At 63.9% G+C, this 16,248-nt stretch carries 16 protein-coding genes; 5 read left to right on the top strand and 11 right to left on the bottom strand.

All coding sequences use genetic code 11. From position 1 onward, the window contains the following. From HRQ64_RS02325 to HRQ64_RS02275, 11 genes are read right to left on the bottom strand one after another with little or no spacing between them, the layout of a single operon-like run. Positions 1 to 1,560 (bottom strand): ABC transporter substrate-binding protein, encoded by a 1,560-nt coding sequence (locus tag HRQ64_RS02325; protein WP_248307158.1) that lies wholly within the window; start codon positions 1,558 to 1,560, stop codon positions 1 to 3. Beyond that, entirely contained in the window at positions 1,557 to 2,636 is a 1,080-nt protein-coding gene (locus tag HRQ64_RS02320) for a Gfo/Idh/MocA family oxidoreductase (RefSeq protein ID WP_248307157.1), read from the bottom strand. Before HRQ64_RS02320 ends, HRQ64_RS02325 begins: the two co-directional genes overlap by 4 nt. Next, positions 2,633 to 3,547 carry an NAD(P)-dependent oxidoreductase gene (locus HRQ64_RS02315; protein WP_172121858.1) on the bottom strand — a complete coding sequence of 305 codons (915 nt, stop codon included), beginning with the start codon at positions 3,545 to 3,547 and terminating at the stop codon, positions 2,633 to 2,635. Before HRQ64_RS02315 ends, HRQ64_RS02320 begins: the two co-directional genes overlap by 4 nt. Further along, positions 3,544 to 4,221 carry a GntR family transcriptional regulator gene (locus HRQ64_RS02310; protein WP_172121857.1) on the bottom strand — a complete coding sequence of 226 codons (678 nt, stop codon included), beginning with the start codon at positions 4,219 to 4,221 and terminating at the stop codon, positions 3,544 to 3,546. Before HRQ64_RS02310 ends, HRQ64_RS02315 begins: the two co-directional genes overlap by 4 nt. After that, on the bottom strand, positions 4,218 to 5,120 hold the full coding sequence (locus tag HRQ64_RS02305; RefSeq protein ID WP_172121856.1) for a dihydrodipicolinate synthase family protein: 903 nt from the start codon (positions 5,118 to 5,120) through the stop codon (positions 4,218 to 4,220). Before HRQ64_RS02305 ends, HRQ64_RS02310 begins: the two co-directional genes overlap by 4 nt. Continuing rightward, positions 5,117 to 5,605, bottom strand: coding sequence for an ureidoglycolate lyase (locus tag HRQ64_RS02300; RefSeq protein ID WP_172121855.1), 489 nt, complete (start codon positions 5,603 to 5,605; stop codon positions 5,117 to 5,119). Before HRQ64_RS02300 ends, HRQ64_RS02305 begins: the two co-directional genes overlap by 4 nt. Then, entirely contained in the window at positions 5,602 to 6,510 is a 909-nt protein-coding gene (locus tag HRQ64_RS02295; protein WP_172121854.1) for a polysaccharide deacetylase family protein, read from the bottom strand. The genes HRQ64_RS02300 and HRQ64_RS02295 overlap by 4 nt, the downstream gene beginning before the upstream one ends. Positions 6,511 to 6,536: 26 nt before the next feature. After that, positions 6,537 to 7,538, bottom strand: coding sequence for a M14 family metallopeptidase (locus HRQ64_RS02290; RefSeq protein WP_172121853.1), 1,002 nt, complete (start codon positions 7,536 to 7,538; stop codon positions 6,537 to 6,539). Positions 7,539 to 7,543: 5 nt separating this feature from the next. Further along, complete coding sequence (locus HRQ64_RS02285; protein WP_172121852.1) at positions 7,544 to 8,029, bottom strand: VOC family protein; 486 nt, start codon at positions 8,027 to 8,029, stop codon at positions 7,544 to 7,546. A gap of 9 nt (positions 8,030 to 8,038) precedes the next feature. After that, complete coding sequence (locus HRQ64_RS02280) at positions 8,039 to 9,241, bottom strand: pyridoxal phosphate-dependent aminotransferase (protein WP_172121851.1); 1,203 nt, start codon at positions 9,239 to 9,241, stop codon at positions 8,039 to 8,041. Positions 9,242 to 9,255: 14 nt separating this feature from the next. Further along, positions 9,256 to 10,776, bottom strand: coding sequence for a carboxypeptidase M32 (locus tag HRQ64_RS02275; RefSeq protein WP_248308181.1), 1,521 nt, complete (start codon positions 10,774 to 10,776; stop codon positions 9,256 to 9,258). 195 nt (positions 10,777 to 10,971) lie between these two features. Between HRQ64_RS02275 and HRQ64_RS02270 the strand changes: the two genes are divergently transcribed. From HRQ64_RS02270 to HRQ64_RS02250, 5 genes are all read left to right on the top strand, one after another. Beyond that, positions 10,972 to 11,853, top strand: a complete 882-nt coding sequence (locus tag HRQ64_RS02270; protein WP_172121850.1) for a DUF4438 domain-containing protein — start codon at positions 10,972 to 10,974, stop codon at positions 11,851 to 11,853. Beyond that, positions 11,850 to 12,728, top strand: coding sequence for a DUF4438 domain-containing protein (locus HRQ64_RS02265; RefSeq protein ID WP_172121849.1), 879 nt, complete (start codon positions 11,850 to 11,852; stop codon positions 12,726 to 12,728). Before HRQ64_RS02270 ends, HRQ64_RS02265 begins: the two co-directional genes overlap by 4 nt. Positions 12,729 to 12,730: 2 nt before the next feature. Beyond that, positions 12,731 to 13,813, top strand: a complete 1,083-nt coding sequence (locus HRQ64_RS02260; protein ID WP_172121848.1) for an Ldh family oxidoreductase — start codon at positions 12,731 to 12,733, stop codon at positions 13,811 to 13,813. 408 nt (positions 13,814 to 14,221) lie between these two features. Continuing rightward, positions 14,222 to 14,992 (top strand): M24 family metallopeptidase, encoded by a 771-nt coding sequence (locus HRQ64_RS02255; RefSeq protein ID WP_210258488.1) that lies wholly within the window; start codon positions 14,222 to 14,224, stop codon positions 14,990 to 14,992. Positions 14,993 to 15,010: 18 nt separating this feature from the next. Continuing rightward, positions 15,011 to 16,246 (top strand): amidohydrolase family protein, encoded by a 1,236-nt coding sequence (locus HRQ64_RS02250; RefSeq protein ID WP_172121847.1) that lies wholly within the window; start codon positions 15,011 to 15,013, stop codon positions 16,244 to 16,246. Positions 16,247 to 16,248 lie beyond the last annotated feature (2 nt).

The following is a 16,248-nucleotide window of genomic DNA, read 5'->3' as shown; positions in this document are numbered from 1 at the left end:
TCACTGCGCCAGAGCGGCGTCGAACAGGTACACCTTCTCGTCGCGGCGTGGCTCGAAGGTCACGCGCTTGGACACGCCGTAGAAATCGGGCTGGAAGTACAGCATCAGCCACGGCGGATCGTTGTAGAAGACCTCGAGCATGCGATCGATGACGACGCGCTGCTCTTCGGGGGTCTTGGCCGCCGCGATTTCTTCCCAACCCGAGAACCAGTCGGGGTTGCTCCACTCGGTGTAGTTGGTGCCAGCATCGACCGTGGAGAGGTCAGCCATGTCATAAAGCGCGCTCCAGGTGCCGCCGCCCGAGCCGAGCAGGAACATCGGCCCCACATCGTGCTTGGAAATCAGGGGCACATAGACCGAAGCCCATTCCATCAGTTCGACATTGGTCTTGACCCCGATATCATCGAGATACTGGCCGATGGCGAGGGCCACATTGGCGTCGTTGAGGTAACGGCCGCGCGGCGCCTGGAAGTTGATCTCGAACCGGGTGCCATCTTCGCCCCGTGGATAACCGGCGGCATCGAGCAGTTCCTCGGCCTTGTCGGGATCATAGGCATAGGGTTCGAGATTGGGATTAGCGTTGGGCGGGTTCACGAGGCCCGTGGCGCGGGTGCATTCAAAGTTCAGCAACTGGCTGCAGATGGCTTCCACATCGACGGCATATTGCAGCGCCACGCGCACATCGGTCTTCTGGATGGCTTCACCGCCCGGCGAACCATTGGCGAAGCTGTCCTTCTGGTTGAAGCCCACATAGATGCGGCGCGTGCCCTGCACGGCCTTGACCTCTGCACTGCCCGAAGCGTTCACGGCATCGATCTGGTCGGGCGCCACATTGGTGATGACGTCGACATTGCCCGCGATAAGCTCGGCCGAACGGGTCGAGGCTTCGGGAATGATACGCCAGATGATGTTCTGGAACGTGCCGGGGTCCTTGAGCTTTTCCAGCACCACCTGCGAGCCGCGGTCCCAGGAGGCCAGGCGATAGGAACCCGAGGCGACCGGCTTGGAGGAAGCATCTTCCAGGCTCATCGCCTCGTAGCTGTCCTTGCAGTGCACGAAGACTTCGGCAATGAGGCCGAACGAGACCGGGTTCTTCTTGGTCAGATTGATCTTGACCTCAAGATCGCTCACCGCCTCGGCGCCATTAAAGCCGATCGAGGAATACACAAAGCCGGGCGTGTTGCCGGTAAAGGCATTGGCCGGATCGCCCGCGCGATTGAACGAATAGGCCACGTCCTCGGCGGTCAGTGCTTCCCCGTCCTCACAGGTCAGGCCGGGCTGGAGCTTATAGGTGTAGCTCAGCCCGTCCTCAGCCTCGGTATAGGACTCTGCCATCTGCGGCACGATATTGCCGTCCGGGTCGATCTCGTAGAGCGTCCCGAAGATGTGCTTGGCGATGTTGGAATTGTCGCGGCTGCTGATCACGGCCGGATCGAACGTGGTCGCATCGGCGGAAATCCCGACAACGAGCGTGTCATCGGGCGGCGCGGCATAGGCAGGAGCCAGGGGCGCGACGAGCGCCACCGTTCCGGCCATGAGCATGGATCTCATGGTTGTCATTGGGACGTCCTTTGCTGGAGTGCGGATGGGTCGAGGTGGTGATGGCCGGTCTCCCGCTTCGCTGCGGTCTCGAGATCGGCCGGATTGATCGCCTGGTTCTGCTGGCTCGAAAGAATGCAGGCCTGAACCATGCGAAGCGAACTGAGGTGGTCGCGTCCCGAGCACAGCAGAGGTGCCGTGCCGCGCAGGGCGGCGACAAACGCGGCCAGCAGGGCTTCCGCGTCATTGATCCATTGTTCATAGGGCGGCAGCGGCACCGGGGTGAGTTCGGCATCGGCATGCAGGGCATAGTTGAGCTGGCCGAACTGCTCGTTCTGGACCACAACGCCGCGGGCGCATTCGCTCCGCCATTGAAAGCCTGGGGTCTGCCAGTTGGATTGCCAGAGCCCCTGGTAGTTGACCGTCACCCCATTGGCAAAGGTGATCAGCGCCGACACATTGGCGTCGTCGCGATACATCGACCAGCTGGGATTAAAGGTGTGGCCGAACACCGAAACGGGCTCGGAGCGGTAGACATAGCGCATCAGGTCGAAATGGTGGATCGACTGCTCCCACAGCATGGGTTGGTCCATGGTGAGGGGATATTTGTTGAAATTGGGCTTCCAGCCATCGCGCCAGCGCTCATAGGTGAAGCGGGCGAATTCGGGTTCCCCGACGGTGGTGTCGAAGAGTTCGAGCGTCTTTTGCGTCACCGGCAGGAAGCGGAAATTGAGCCCCACCATCAGCGGCACATCGGCCGCCTCGGCCATTTCCACATAGCGCGCCGCCAGCCCCACGCTGTCAGCCAGCGGCTTTTCTGCCAGGATGGCGAGACCCGCCGAGCAGGCCGCTTCCATCTGCGCTTCGCGCCCGCCCGGTGGGGTGGCAAGCAGCACGGCATCGGCCTCGATTTGGGACAGGAGGCTCACATCGGGCGCGGCCACGGCATCGGGCCATTGCTCGAGCGCGCGCGCCCGGGCGGCTTCGGAGGGGTCCACTAGCCCCACAATGATGCAATCGGGATTGGAGCGGATCACCCGCATCCAGAACTGGGCCCGGGCCCCCAGGCCCACGAGAATGATGCGCAAGGGGCTCAAGCGACTGCCTCCCGGTTGCGGGCCATGGCGAGGCCGGTGGGAGGGTCGGTCCAAGGACCGAGCGAAGCGAGATCGAGGCGGTCACTGCCCATGGGCCGGCGCGACACCGCGCCAGTTTCGGGCTCCACCACCAACCGGGTAGAGGGCAGGAGGTCGGCAATGGCCTGCGCCAATTCGAGATTGGACAGGATTTGCCCCGAACACAGATGCACGACGCCCGTCACCGGCGGGTTGATTGCCAGCAGCCGGTGCAGCGCTCCGGCCAGATCAGGCGCAAAGGTCCAGTCGCGCCGCTCTTCGGGCTGGCGCACGATGATGGCCTCGCCTGCTTCGGCGCGATCGAGCCAGCGGCGCACTTGCGAGACGGTGGTGCGGGTGCCGCGCGGCGCTTCATGGGGACCATAGATCGGCCCCAGCCGCACCGCGATTGCCTGCAGCCTGCCTGCCGCGGCCGTTACCGCGTCCTCGCCGGCGCGCTTGGCCAGCGCATAGGGTTCCGTGCTGGTAGGGGAAGCGCTTTCCAGCTGGACCGCCCCGCCATCCCGGGCGCTGAACACGCCCGAGGAGCTCAGGAAGACGGACTGTTCCACCCCGCGCGCCAGCGCCCATTGGAGGCTGGTGCGCAGCAGATCCATATTGGCGGCGACATGGCCGGCATCGGAAAGCCCGAACTCGACCGGAGGCGTCGTGATCGCCGCGCCATGCACAACGACATCCACCCGCTCCACTCCGGCAAGCGCCCCCGCCGTCAGCGGCGTTGCCAGCAGTTGGGCGCCCGCCAGCCGCTCGCGCGTTCGGGCATCGAAAGCCTGATCCAGCGCCACGACCCGATAGCCCAAAGCCAAAAACCCTTCCGCCAGGTGCGAACCGACAAATCCCCCGGCGCCGGTTACAAGCACGCTTCGGGTCATGGCGCGATCCCCAACTCTTCGGGGGTGATCTGGGAGGCCGAGCGGGTATGATCGGAGATCAGCGAGATGGCGAGGATCATGTCCCGTTTTTCGATCGCTGCAATGATGGGAGGGTGATTGAGCGCCACCGCCCGCAGGTCGCGATTGGCGCTGTTGCGCAGCGCCATGATCTGGCGGATGCGCAGGTAAAGATTGTCCCAGAGCGTCAGCATGAGGCCATGGTCGGCCAGCCGGATCAGCGCGCGGTGAAAGGCTTCGTCGGCGGTGTTGAGCCCGGCGAGGTCCCCCCGCTCAGCCGCCGCATACATGGCATCGGAGTGCTCGTGCAGTTCGCTGACATCGGCCTGCCGCTCCACGACGCGGCGAATGGCAAAAGCCTCGAACTGCTCGCGCAGGCTATAAAGCTCCTCCACTTCCTTGAGGGTGAGCGGCTTGACGCGCTTGCCCTTGTAGGGCTCGCTTTCGATCAGCCCATCGGCCTCGAGGATTTGGATGGCTTCGCGCACCGGGGCGCGCGACACATTGAGCTGCTCGGCCAGCGCCATTTCCACCACCGGGGTGCCGGGGCGCATCGTGCCGTTGATGATGGCCTGGCGGATGATCTCGGCCACCGAAACGCGCAGTGGCACGTTCTCGATGCGGCCGATTTCCGGCGTCTGCGGATCCCCGATCATGACCGGGCCCCCGCAAAGGCGAGCTCGGCGGCCCGGGCAATCGCCCCATCATGGCTGGCATCGAGCGCCACGAATGGGGGCCGCACAATGGCATAAGCCGGATCGTTGTGGCGCTGTGCCACTGCCGCCTTGATCGCCGGGATCAGCGGCAAGCCCTCGAAGATCTTGCGCACTTGCGTTACGCCGGCGGCGATTGCCGCTTCCTCGGGCGTGCCCAGAGCGCGCATCAGCGCCACGATGTTCCTGGCATTCACATTGGCCGAAGCGCTGATGCAGCCCGCGCCGCCAGCGGCGACGTTCTGCGGGATCAGGGCTTCGGAAGAGGAATAGGTTTCCAGCTCCGGGAAGGCCTTGATCACCGCATGGGTGTTGTCCCAATTGCCCGAGCTGTCCTTGAGCCCGACAAACACGCCGGGATGCTTGGCGAGGAGCTTTTCGATCAGCGTCAGGGTGATGGGTACGCCGCTGGTCTGGGGAATGTGGTATAGATAGATCTTGAGCCGGCTGTCCCCCACCGCATCGATCACGGCCGAATAGCTGTCGACCAGCCCTTCTTCGGGCACGCCTTTGTAGTAAAAGGGCGGCAGCGTCAGCGTGCCCAGCACCCCGCGCGAGACGGCATGTTTGGTGAGCGCGATGGTATCGGGCAAGGCGGCGCAGCCGGTGCCCGGGATCAGCCGCTCGGGCGCCACCCCCGCATCGAGCAAGGCATCGAGCAGGTCGATCCGCTCACCCACACTCATGGAATTGGCTTCGCTCGTGGTGCCGAACGGCGCCAGCCCATCGGCGCCGTCAGCGAGCAGCGCCTGGCAATTGGTGATGAACCGGTCGGCATCGATGCTGAGATCGGCGGCAAAGGGGGTGATGGCGGGAACGAACAGTTTGGGCGTGCGGGTCATGGGTTCGATCCTTCAAGAACAAGTTGGGTGGGCGCGACCTCGACAAACACATCATCGTCGGCGGCGCCCCGCCACATCAGCACGGCAAAGGCGCCAGCGCGATCCAGAACCGTCGCGCCGGCATGCCAAACGCCGCGCCGGTAGATGACGCCCTTGGTGCCGGGCAAGACGAAGCTCTGCATCCCTGCCAAGTCCGGGCTGCCATCGGGCAACGACGGTGTGACAGTGACCAGATAGCGGCTGACATCGAGCGGCGTGAAACACTGCGCGGCATGCCAATGGCGCTCGAGCCTCGTCACGACAGCGGGCAGCGCCGTAGCGGGAACATTGTTGACGTGAAACACCGGCGCCAGTCCCGCGTCTCCGCCCAGCCAATCGGAATAGAACTGCCGCTGCCCCGCCTCGGCGGGACGATCGATGATGGCGCCAAAGGGCGCGAAACCCTCGGGCGAACAGCGATCGGCGACAGCCAGTTGGCGCATCATGCGGCCACTCCCGTCGGGGGCATGGCTTGGCGCCAATGGGCGGCAATATCGGCGCGGCGCGCAATCCACACATCGTCGCGCCCTGCGAGATGGTCGAGAAAACGCACAAGGCCCGCAACGCGCCCGGGATGGCCGAGCACGCGCGGATGCATGCCGACCGACATCATGCGCAGCGTCTTTTTGCCTTCCGCCGCCAGCACATCGAAGCTGTCGATCAGGAATTGCGCATAATCGGCCGCCGTTTCGATGCCCCCACCCGCAAGCAGCTTCGCGTCATTGGTCACCAGCGAATAGGGCAGCACCAGATGCTGGGTGCCCTCGACCTCGAGCCAATAGGGCACTTCGTCATTATAGGCGTCGCTGTCATAGCTATAGCCGCCATGCTCGACGAGCAGCCGCCTTGTGTATTGGCTGGGGCTATAGCGGCAATACCAGCCTTCGGGCGGGCGCCCGACGCTCTGGCGGATGCTGGCATGAGCCTTGGCGATATGCTCGCGCTCGGTGTCCTCGTCCAGATGATAGTGTTCCACCCAACGATAGCCATGGGCGACAACATCCCAATCGGTGGCGGCGATGGCCTTGGCCACTTCCGGATTGCGTTCGAGCGCGAGGGCGGCGGCAAAAATGGTCAGCGGCAGCTGGCGGTCCTGGAACAGCTGGGCGATGCGCCAGAAGCCGACCCGGGCGCCATATTCATACATGCTCTCGGACGCCAGATCCCTGCTACCCGCGGGAACGCGGGCAGCATTGACCTCGATCAGGGCCGTTTCCGAGCGGCCATCGCCATTGCCGATGGAATATTCGGAGCCCTCTTCATAGTTGAGCACGAAGTTGACCGCGACGCCGGCATTGTTGGGCCAGCGTATGGTTGGTGGTCGGTTTGCGTAGCCAACGAAGTCGCGCATGGATGTGTTTCCCGGTGCCTCTTGCCTCACGGCGTCCAGGCCCGCGGTCCTTCCACCTTGTTGAAGAAACAGCACCAGTCGCCGGTATTGACATTGGGCAGGGCGCGCAGGCCGAAGAACATGCCGTCGGCCGGGGCCACCATATGCGCCAGCTCATCGCCGAAAATATTGACGATGCGGGCAATGCTGTCGCCCTTGTTCATGGGCTTGAGGAAATCAACGCCCGGGGTGGGCACGAAAATGCCCGAAGCGGGAGCCAGCAATGCTTCCTGCTGGCCCTTGGTGGCGTCCTTGGGATAGGTCGCCTCGCCCGGATACATCTTGTAGTGGCGCAGGATGTTGATGATGGAATCGGCCAGGTGCCGGGACACTTCGGCAAATTTCTCGGGCGAGGTAGCCGAACGGCCGCCCAGTTCCACCGTGATGCCGGTTTTGCCGATCTCCTTCATCTGCGCCATCGGGCTGCCCTTGGGCAGGAAGTTGGACATGATGCAGCCCCAGCCCTCGCCCATGGCCATGGCCAGCTCCACCGAAGCGGGGGTCTCATCGACAAAGATCGCCTTGGCGAGGAAGGAATGGGCGCCGCCCGAGTGGATCGAGATCTCGAAATCGGCGACCTTGCTCATCCATTCCGAATGGGCCCAGGCGACGCGCTCGCTGAGATAGCCATTGGCGCGGCCGGGATAGATCCGGTTCATGTCAAACGAGAACGTATCGAGCGGATTGCCGCGATTGGCATTCTCGAAGGCCATGACATTGAGCACCGGCACCATCACCAGGGTGCCGGAAAGCTGGGCGGGATCGACTTCCTTGAGCGCAATGGCGCAAGCCATCGGCCCTTCGGGCTCATCGCCATGGATGGCGCCATCGACCCAGAACACCGGCCCGGGCTTGGTGCCATTGACGATCACCAGGGGAATTTCGACCTTGCTGCCGCCTGCCAGTTCGGTGACGGGGATGACGCCGCGCACAACTTCGCCCGGGGCGGCCGTTGCGGTGCCGACAGTGATGGTTTTAGCTTCAGACATGCCGATCAGATCCCTTTGACCGCTTTGTATTTTTCGAGCTCTTCAGGGGTGTAGACCTGCATGAATTCGATCTCGATGCCGCCGGCATCGTTGTCGAGAAAGGCCACATAGCCCTCCGGATGGGCGTGGGAGCCATAAACGCCGCAGGCCTGGCAGATGCGCAGATCGGCGCCCTGCGTCTTGGCGTGCTCGAGCGCCTCATCGATATTGTCGACGGCGTAGCAGATATGGTGCAGGCCTTCGGCGCCACGCTGCTTGATCCAGGTGTCGAACCGACCGCCTTCCTCCATGGACTGGCAGAGCTGGTATTCAATGCCGCCAAGCTCAAACAGCGCTACGCGGTTCTTGGACTTGGGATAGTCGATGATGGCGGTGTCGGTGGGCACGTCCAGGAACTTGGAATAGGCCGACAGCGCTTCCTTGGCGTCGCGCACGGCGAAGGCCATGTGCTTGATCGATCGGACATTGGGGTTGGTCGACAGGGCAGACATGGCGGCTCCTCAGGCTGCGGGCACGGCGCGCTCGGCGCGGATGGCTTGGACGACGGTTTTGATGCGGGACATGGCTTCGTGGATGCGATCCACCGACTGGGTCAGCGACATGCGGACAAAGTCATCGGTGTAGTCGCCATAGATGGTGCCGGGATACATCAGCACCCGGCCCTCGGTGAGCAGGCGCTCGCAGAACTGGCTGGCGGGCAGGCCGACCGAGGCCACATTGGCATAGACATAAAAGGCGCCCTGCGGCTCGGCATAGGGAATGCCCAGTGCATCGAGCCCTTCCAGCAGCGCCTTGCGGCGGGCGTCATAGGTGCGGCGCATGTCTTCCACGCAGTCCTGCGGCCCGGTGAGTGCCGCGAGCGCAGCATGCTGGCTGGCCGAATTGACCGAAATGGCAAAGGCATGGTTGATCTCGGCCATGGCCACGATCAGCTCGCGCGGCCCGGCGAAATAGCCGATGCGCCAGCCGGTCATGGCGTAAGCCTTGGAAAAGCCCGACAGCGTAATGGTGCGCTCGCGCATGCCCGGCAGCGCCGCTACCGGCTGGATGCGCTGGTTGCCATAGGTCAGGCGCGCATAGATCTCGTCGGAAATAACGATCAGGTCGTGCTCGATGGCGAGCTGGGCAATCTTTTCCACCTCGTCAGGCGCTGTGACCGTGCCGGTGGGATTGTTGGGGTTGATCAGCACCAGCACCTTGGATTTGGGCGTGAGCGCCGCCTTCACCATTTCGGCGGTGAGGGTGAAATTGGTGTCCATGCCCATGCGCACCGGCACGACCGTGGCTTCGGCCAGTTCGGCCGCCTGTCCATAGGGATTGTAGCCGGGGCACGGCACGATCATCTCGTCGCCCGGATTGAGCAGCGCCAGGGCAATCACGAACATGGCGTGCTGGCCGCCCGGGGTGACGACGATCTCGTCGATAGCGTAATCGGCCCCGCCATTGGCCTTGATGTTGGCCTTGATGGCTTCGCGCAGGGCCGGCAGCCCCAGCGGATGGCCGTAATGGGTTTCCCCGCGCCCCAACGCATCCTGGCCGGCCTTGACGATATGGGCGGGGGTGTCGAGATCGGGATCCCCGCGCCCCAGCTTGATCACATCGGGCAGGCCCGCAGCGATGTCGGTCATTCGGGTGACGAGATGGGCTTCCTTGAGCTTGACGCGGTTGGCCAGCCGGTTGGCGTGCAGTTCACTTGTTGGCATTGGTCCGCTTCCCCTCAAAGACCGTAGAGTTCGCTGTATTTGGCGGTGAGGTGGGCGATATAGGGCTCGGGATCGAGCGTGCGCCCGGTGGCGCGCACCAGGAGCTCGTCGCGGCTATAGCGCCGGCCATGCTGGTGGACATTTTCCACCATATAGGCGCGCAGGGGCTCGTAATCGCCGCTCGCCAGACCCTGGGCGATCACCGGGTCGGCCTTGGCGGTTTCAAACAGCTGACCCGCCATCACATTGCCGATCGTGTAGTTGCAAAAGGTGCCGATCTGGCCCGAGGACCAGTGCACGTCCTGCAGCACACCTTGGGCGTCATTGGGCACGTCGAGCCCGAGATATTCCTTGATCTTGCTGTTCCAGGCCTCGGGCAAATCCTTGACCTGGAGCGAGCCATCGATCAGCGCCGCCTCGATATCGGTGCGCAGCATGACGTGGAAATCATAGGTCAGCTCATCGGCCTCCACCCGGATAAAGCCGGGCTTGCAGCGGTTGACGGCACGGAAGAACTCTTCGGCCGTCACATCGGCGAGCTGCTCGGGATAGAAGCGTTGCGCCTCGGGGAAATTGACCTGCCAGAATTCGCGTGAACGCCCGACATGATTTTCCCAGAGCCGCGACTGCGATTCATGGGCGCCAAAGCTGACACCGCCCACGGCATAAAGCCCGACAAGATCGGTGGCGAAGGGCGTGCGGGTATAGGCGGGATCGACCCCCTGCTCGTAAAGCCCGTGCCCTGCTTCATGGAGCGCCCCGAAGAGGCTTGCCGCCATGTAGTTGGGATTGAAGCGCGTGGTGATGCGCACATCGTTGCGCGTGAACGAGACTTCAAAGGGATGCAGCGTCGTGTCCAGCCGGCCGCGATCGAGGTCGTAGCCGACCTTCTGGGCCATGGCGAGCGCGAACTCGTGCTGCTTGTCGACGGGGTAATGGCGCTCGAGGAAATCAAAGCGCGGCTGCTTCTTGTCGCCGATCGCCTTGACCAGCGGCAGCAGCGCTTCGCGCAGCCGGGCAAAGAGCGGCTGCAGGCTCGCAACGGTTTCACCCGGCTCGAAGCGGAACATCAGCGCGTCATAGGGGTGCTCGGCATAGCCGATCACTTCGGCCAGCTCACGATTGAGCGCCACGGTCTGCTCGAGAATGGGGATGAACTGGCTGAAATCGCTTTCGGCGCGCGCCTTCGCCCATACGGCATGGCCGATCGAGCCCAGTTCCACCCGCTTGCGCGTCAGCTCGGCAGGGATGGCGAGGTGGTAATCCACCGCCTGGCGCACCTGGGCGACCATGCGCTTTTCCACAGCTTCGTCGCCGAGGGCGGCAACTTCGCTTTCCGCCCTGTCGAGCTGGGCGCGCAAACGGTCCGAAACCAAGAGGTCGCGCGTGACCACCGAGAGGGTCGACAACTGCTTGCCACGCGTCTCGTGCCCACCCGGCGGCATCATGGTGCGAGCATCCCAGCTCAGGATTGACTGGGTGTTGAGCAGGTCGTTCACCTGCCCGACAGTTTCCATAAGCTGCGCGTAACTCATTGTCCTCACTCGTTTTCTTGCCTGCGGCAGTTGTTTTTGCCGCTGTGCTGATCGGTGCTTGACGAGGCCCCGATCCGTGTGCACTTCTGTTGAACATCAGATTGTCGACAATCTAACGAGCTGATGTTGGACCGGCTCTCCAGCCAATGTCAAGCGATGCAAACGGGGTGGGAAAAAAAGAGTGGGACTGCCGCAATGAGCACCGATCTGGGAGGTCTGACCTCCAACGCCGACACCCTGGTGGCCATGGCCGTGTGCGGCTATGTCAGCACGCCCTCGCTGCGTCCCGGGCACTACACGCACCATCCCGATGGGCGCGGCGTGATCCTGCCCGGCATGTTCGGCGTCACCTACAACGCGTCGGTCGGCGACCGTGCCTTTGGCTGGGCAGGGGACCATGTTGAGCCCGGCGTTTCCATCGCCCATCCCGATGAAAAATCGGACATGGCGCTGCACTATCTCAGCTGCGTGGGCAACGAAGCCACGGTGATGTCGGGCCTGGCCAAAGGCGCCAAGGGCACCGTCACGGGCGAGCATGCGCGCCTGCTCGTCGCCTTTTCGCCCGAGGTCAACGAGCTGCTCAACACGGGCGACCAGATCCAGATCGAGGCTATTGGTCGAGGCATCGCCCTCAACGAATTCCCCCAGGTCGAATTCAAGAAAACCAGCCCCAAGCTGCTCCAGGCGCTCCGCCTGTCGCGGGCGGGCAATGGCTCGCTCAAACTGCCCGTCGCGATGGAATTGCCCATCGAGATCATGGGCTCGGGCGCCGAGCTCAATTCGGAATATGTCGATCAGGACCTGATGAGCGGCGATCGCGCGCTCATGGCTGACCTGGGAATCGACCAAATGCGGTTGGGCGACATCATCGCCATCCGCCATGCCGACCACCATTTCGGCCGCTCCTATCGGGAAGGAGCCGTGTCCATCGCCATCTGCATCCATGGCGATTCCATCATGACCGGCCATGGGCCCGGCATCATGACGCTGATGAGCTGCGCGGCCGGCGGCATCGAGTTCGAGATCGATCCCACCGCCAATATTTCCAACTATTTCCGCATCGGAGCGCTCGCATGACCATCCAGTTCAACGAAGCCGATCTGGTTGCCGTGTCGGTCGGCGGCGTCATTGCCCATCCCGGCTTTCCCGGCCTGCCCGCCGAGCCCTATCGGCTCGCCGCCGATGGCACGCCCTTTCTGCTCCCCGCCTGGGGCGGCATCGTCTACAACGTGTCGGTGGGCGATCGCGCCTTTGGCTGGGCCGCCGATTGCATCCATCCCGGCGTTTCCATCCGCGGCACCGACGATCTCAAGAATCGCGGGCTCAATGTTTTTGCGTGCCTCGGGAACACCGCCACGGTGATGACCGGCCAGGCCCAGGGCGCCAAGGGCGTGGTCACCGGCAAGTCCGGGCGCTTTTCCGAACAGGTGATCATCCATTTTCCCGTCCAAGCGCGCCGCAAGATGGCGGTGGGCGACCAGATCCTCGTCAAATCCTTTGGCACGGGCATCAGCATTGCCGGTCATGAAGCGATCAACTGCAAGGGCCTGTCGCCCGATCTGCTCAAGGCCCTGCCCTGCCGCGTCGAGAACGGCGTGCTCAAATTCGGCGTCGTTGCCACCGTGCCCGCATTCCTCGTTGGCGCCGGCGCCGGGCTCACCAGCGAAGGGGGGAGCCTGCATATGCAGTCCACCGACGGCGCCGCCCTCAAGGAAGCGGGGCTCGACACCCTCAAGCTCGGGGATGTGGTGGCCATCGAAAACACCGACAGCCGCTATAATCACGGCTATCTGCGCGGCGCCATGAGCATCGGCATTGTCGGGCAAACCGACGGGCCGCGCTCAGGCTATGGCCCCGGCATGACCGTGATCATGACCGCGCCCAAGGGCGAGCTTGGTTGCTATTCCGAGCCTTCCGCCAACATCGCCACCCTCCTCAAGCTCGAGGCCTGATCGTGGCGATCACCCTTACCAATGTGGAAAAAACCAGTCTGGAGCGCTTCATGGCGCAGGGTTTTGAAGCGCTTGGCCTCGCGGCCGAAGACGCCAAGATCTTTGCCGATGCGCTGATCTTTTCCGAGCTGCGCTTCCACCCCGGCCATGGCCAGGGCGTGCGGCGCCTCCGCCGCTACCAGGAGCGCATCGGGGAAGGCCTGGTTGATCCGCGGGCAGAGTTCGAGATCGTCAAGCAAAGCCCTGCACTCGCGCTGGTCGATGCCCATAACGGCATCGGCACGGTTGCAGCCGCCAAGGCGATGACGCTGGCGATCGAAAAGGCCAAGACCTGCGGCATTGGCCAGGTGATCGTGCGCAATTCCACCCATTATGGCTCGTCAGCCGTTCATGCCTGCCAGGCCATGGAAGCGGGCTGCATCGGCATTGCCTATACCAATGCCGGCCCCGAAATGGCTCCTTGGGGCGCGCGCGAAGGCGCGGTCGGCACCAATCCCTGGGGCATCGCCGCGCCCACCAATCTCGGTTTTCCCGCCGTGATGGATTTTGCCCTCACCACCGCGGGCAAGGGCATGATGCTGTGGCATGCGCGCGAGGGCAAGAAGATGCCCCTCGATTGGGCGCTGACCCCCGAAGGCGCGGTCACCGACGATCCCGAAGCCGCCATGAAGGGCCCTCTTCTCGCGATCGGCGAATACAAGGGCTATGGCCTCGCCTTCATGACCGATGTGCTGACCGGCGTCATTGGCGGGGGCGGCTTTGGCCTCACCCCCTATGCCGATCAGGCCAAGCTCGATGTCTCCCATTCGCTGACGGCCATCGACATCGAATGGTTCATGCCGCTCGATGAGTTCAAGGCGCGCATGGGCGAGTTTGCCGGAATGGTCAAATCGCGCCCCACCCGTCCCGGCTTTTCCGAAGTGCTTCTTCCTGGCGAACAGGAAGCGCGCCGCGTCGCCAAAAAGTCCGCCGGCGGCGTGCCGCTCGATGACGAAGTGCTGGCCGATCTCGTGGCGCTGGGCCGTGAACTGGGCCTGTCGGCCGAACTGCAGGTGCTCGGCCCCTATCGCGAGGACCGGCTGTGAGCGCGCTGGCTCCCATCCGCAAGCCGGTCCGCCCGCTTGGCTCGGCTTTTCGCCAAGGGGTGCGCGAGCGGCTGCGCCACAGCGCGGCCAGCCGCGGCCTTGATGGGGTCCTCCTTCTGTCCCCCGCCAATGTGCTTTATGCCTGCGGCTTCAATTTCTCGGTCAATGAACGCCCGATCGGGCTGTATGTGCCGGTGGAGGGCGAATCCAAGCTCTTTGTGCCGCTGCTCGAACTGGAAAATGCCGAGCCGGTCCTGGGCGTCGAGCTGGGCATTTACGAGGAATTTCCCGGGCTCGTGCATCCCGTGGTCTGGATGGTGTGCCAGTCGGGCTCCCGGCGCCTCGCCATCGATATCCTCGATGCCCGCCAGCTCGGCCCCCTCAACACGCTGGTCGACGAGGTGCTGCTTGAGGACCTTGCCGCGCCCCTGCGCTTCGTCAAGACCCCCCGAAGAACTCGAACTCACCCGCATCGCCGCGAGCTATGCCGATCTCTGTCTCACCCGGCTGCAAACCGAAGGCGGCACCATCATTTCGGCGGGCGGCAGCGAGCTCGACCTGCTGGCCGATTGCACCGGCTTTGCCTTGGCTGCGCTCAAGCGCGATTATGGCGCGGCCTTTGCCGGCACCAAGCTCGGGATCACCGCTTCCGTGCATTCGGGTCCCCGCGCCGCCCTGCCCCATGGCGCCACCAGCGCCCGTCGGCCCCAGCCGGGCGAAACCCTGATCTCGGGCGTCGGGGCCAGCCTTGGTGGCTATCACGCCGAAAGCGGCGTCACCTTGATCCTGGGCGAAGTGTCTCCCGAACAGCGCCGCGTCATGCAGGCCATGGAGCGCTGCAACGATGCCGCTGTCGCCGCCCTCAAGCCCGGCGCGCGCTGCCAGGACGTCAACGAGGCCGCGCTCGACGCGCTCAAATCAGCCGATCTGGGCGACGCCATTCGCCACCGCATCGGGCACGGCATGGGCCTTGAAGGCCATGAAGCGCCCTGGCTCGCGCCGGGCGACACCACCACGGTCGCGCCCAACATGGTTTTTTCCAACGAGCCGGGCGTTTACCGGCCCGGGCGTGATGGCTTTCGCACCATCAACACCATGCTGGTTGGCGCCCAGGGCGTCGAAATCCCGAGCCAGTTTCTAGCCCACACCCCCATCGATCAACGCGTCATCGCGCTCTAGCAACCGAGTGTTCAAACCATGCCCGAACCCGCTTCCTGGCACTACACCAAGATCACCAAGCCCATGTTCGACCTCAAGCCGGTCGACCAGATCCTGCTTGGCCGCATCATCACCGCGCGCGGCGACGAGGTGATCGAGGACGGCTTTGTGGAAGTAATCGGGGGCAAGATCACCCGCGTGGGTGAACGCGCCGCCATGGGCACACCGCCCGAAGGGCTTGCCGTTACCGACACCGGCGGCAAGACCATCATGCCCGGCCTCATCCAGTCCCATGCCCATCTGTCCTGGGACGGCGTGCATGAGCTGAGCTGGCAGTCCATGTATGACAGCCCCGAAATGCGCGCCTACAAGGCCGCGGGCAACATGCTCAAATCCCTGCGCGCCGGCATTACCCTCGTGCGCGATCTGGGCGTGCACAATGCCAATCTCTTCACCAAGCAGGCGGTGGCGCAGGGCTTTTTCCCCGGGCCGCGCCTCCTCGTAACCGGCGAAAGCATCATCCAGACCGGCGGGCACACCTATTGGGTGTGCCGGGAAGCCTCGGGCGCCGACGAGATGCGCCGGGCCGTGCGCGACCAGGTCAAGGGTGGCGCCGATCTCATCAAGATCATGGCCTGCCACGATACGCTCGAATTCACCGATGCCGAGCTCGAGGCCGTCATCGACGAGGCCCATCGCAATCGCCTCCCCATCACCGCCCACGCTACCTATGACGCCTGCATCCGCCGCGTTGCCGAGTTTGGCGTCGATTGCGTGGAACATGGCGGCTCGATGAGCGACGAGACCATCCAGATCCTGCTCGACAAGAAGATCCCGATCGTCACCACCTTCTCGGCCCTCGTCATGCAGGCCAAGCCCGAGATCGCGCGCGCTTATGGCATTCCGGAATGGAAGATCGCCGAGCGGCAGAAGGCGGTGGGCGACAAGACGCGCTTTGACGGCCTGCTGCGTGCCAGCAAGGCCGGCGTGCCGATCGTTTTTGGCACCGATGCGGGCAGCCCCGCCGTCGAGCATGACAAGATCGCGCCCGAGCTCGACTTCATGGTCGAGGTGGGCGTGTGTCCCGATCGGCTCGACGCCCTGCGCGCCATCACCATTCGCGGCGCCCAGCTTTCGAAAATGGACAAGAAAATCGGCACCGTGGAAGCGGGCAAGGAAGCCGACCTGATCGTCGTGGACGGCAACCCCGACCAGGATCTGTTCGCGCTGGAACGCGTGCAGATGACCTTTATCGCCGGCAAGAGGATGCACTGACA

Origin of the sequence: Devosia sp. 919, from assembly GCF_013185965.1 — a bacterium.
Taxonomy (GTDB): domain Bacteria; phylum Pseudomonadota; class Alphaproteobacteria; order Rhizobiales; family Devosiaceae; genus Devosia.
The sequence above is the reverse complement of the archived record's forward strand: the minus strand, read 5'-3'. Positions and strand labels throughout refer to the sequence as shown.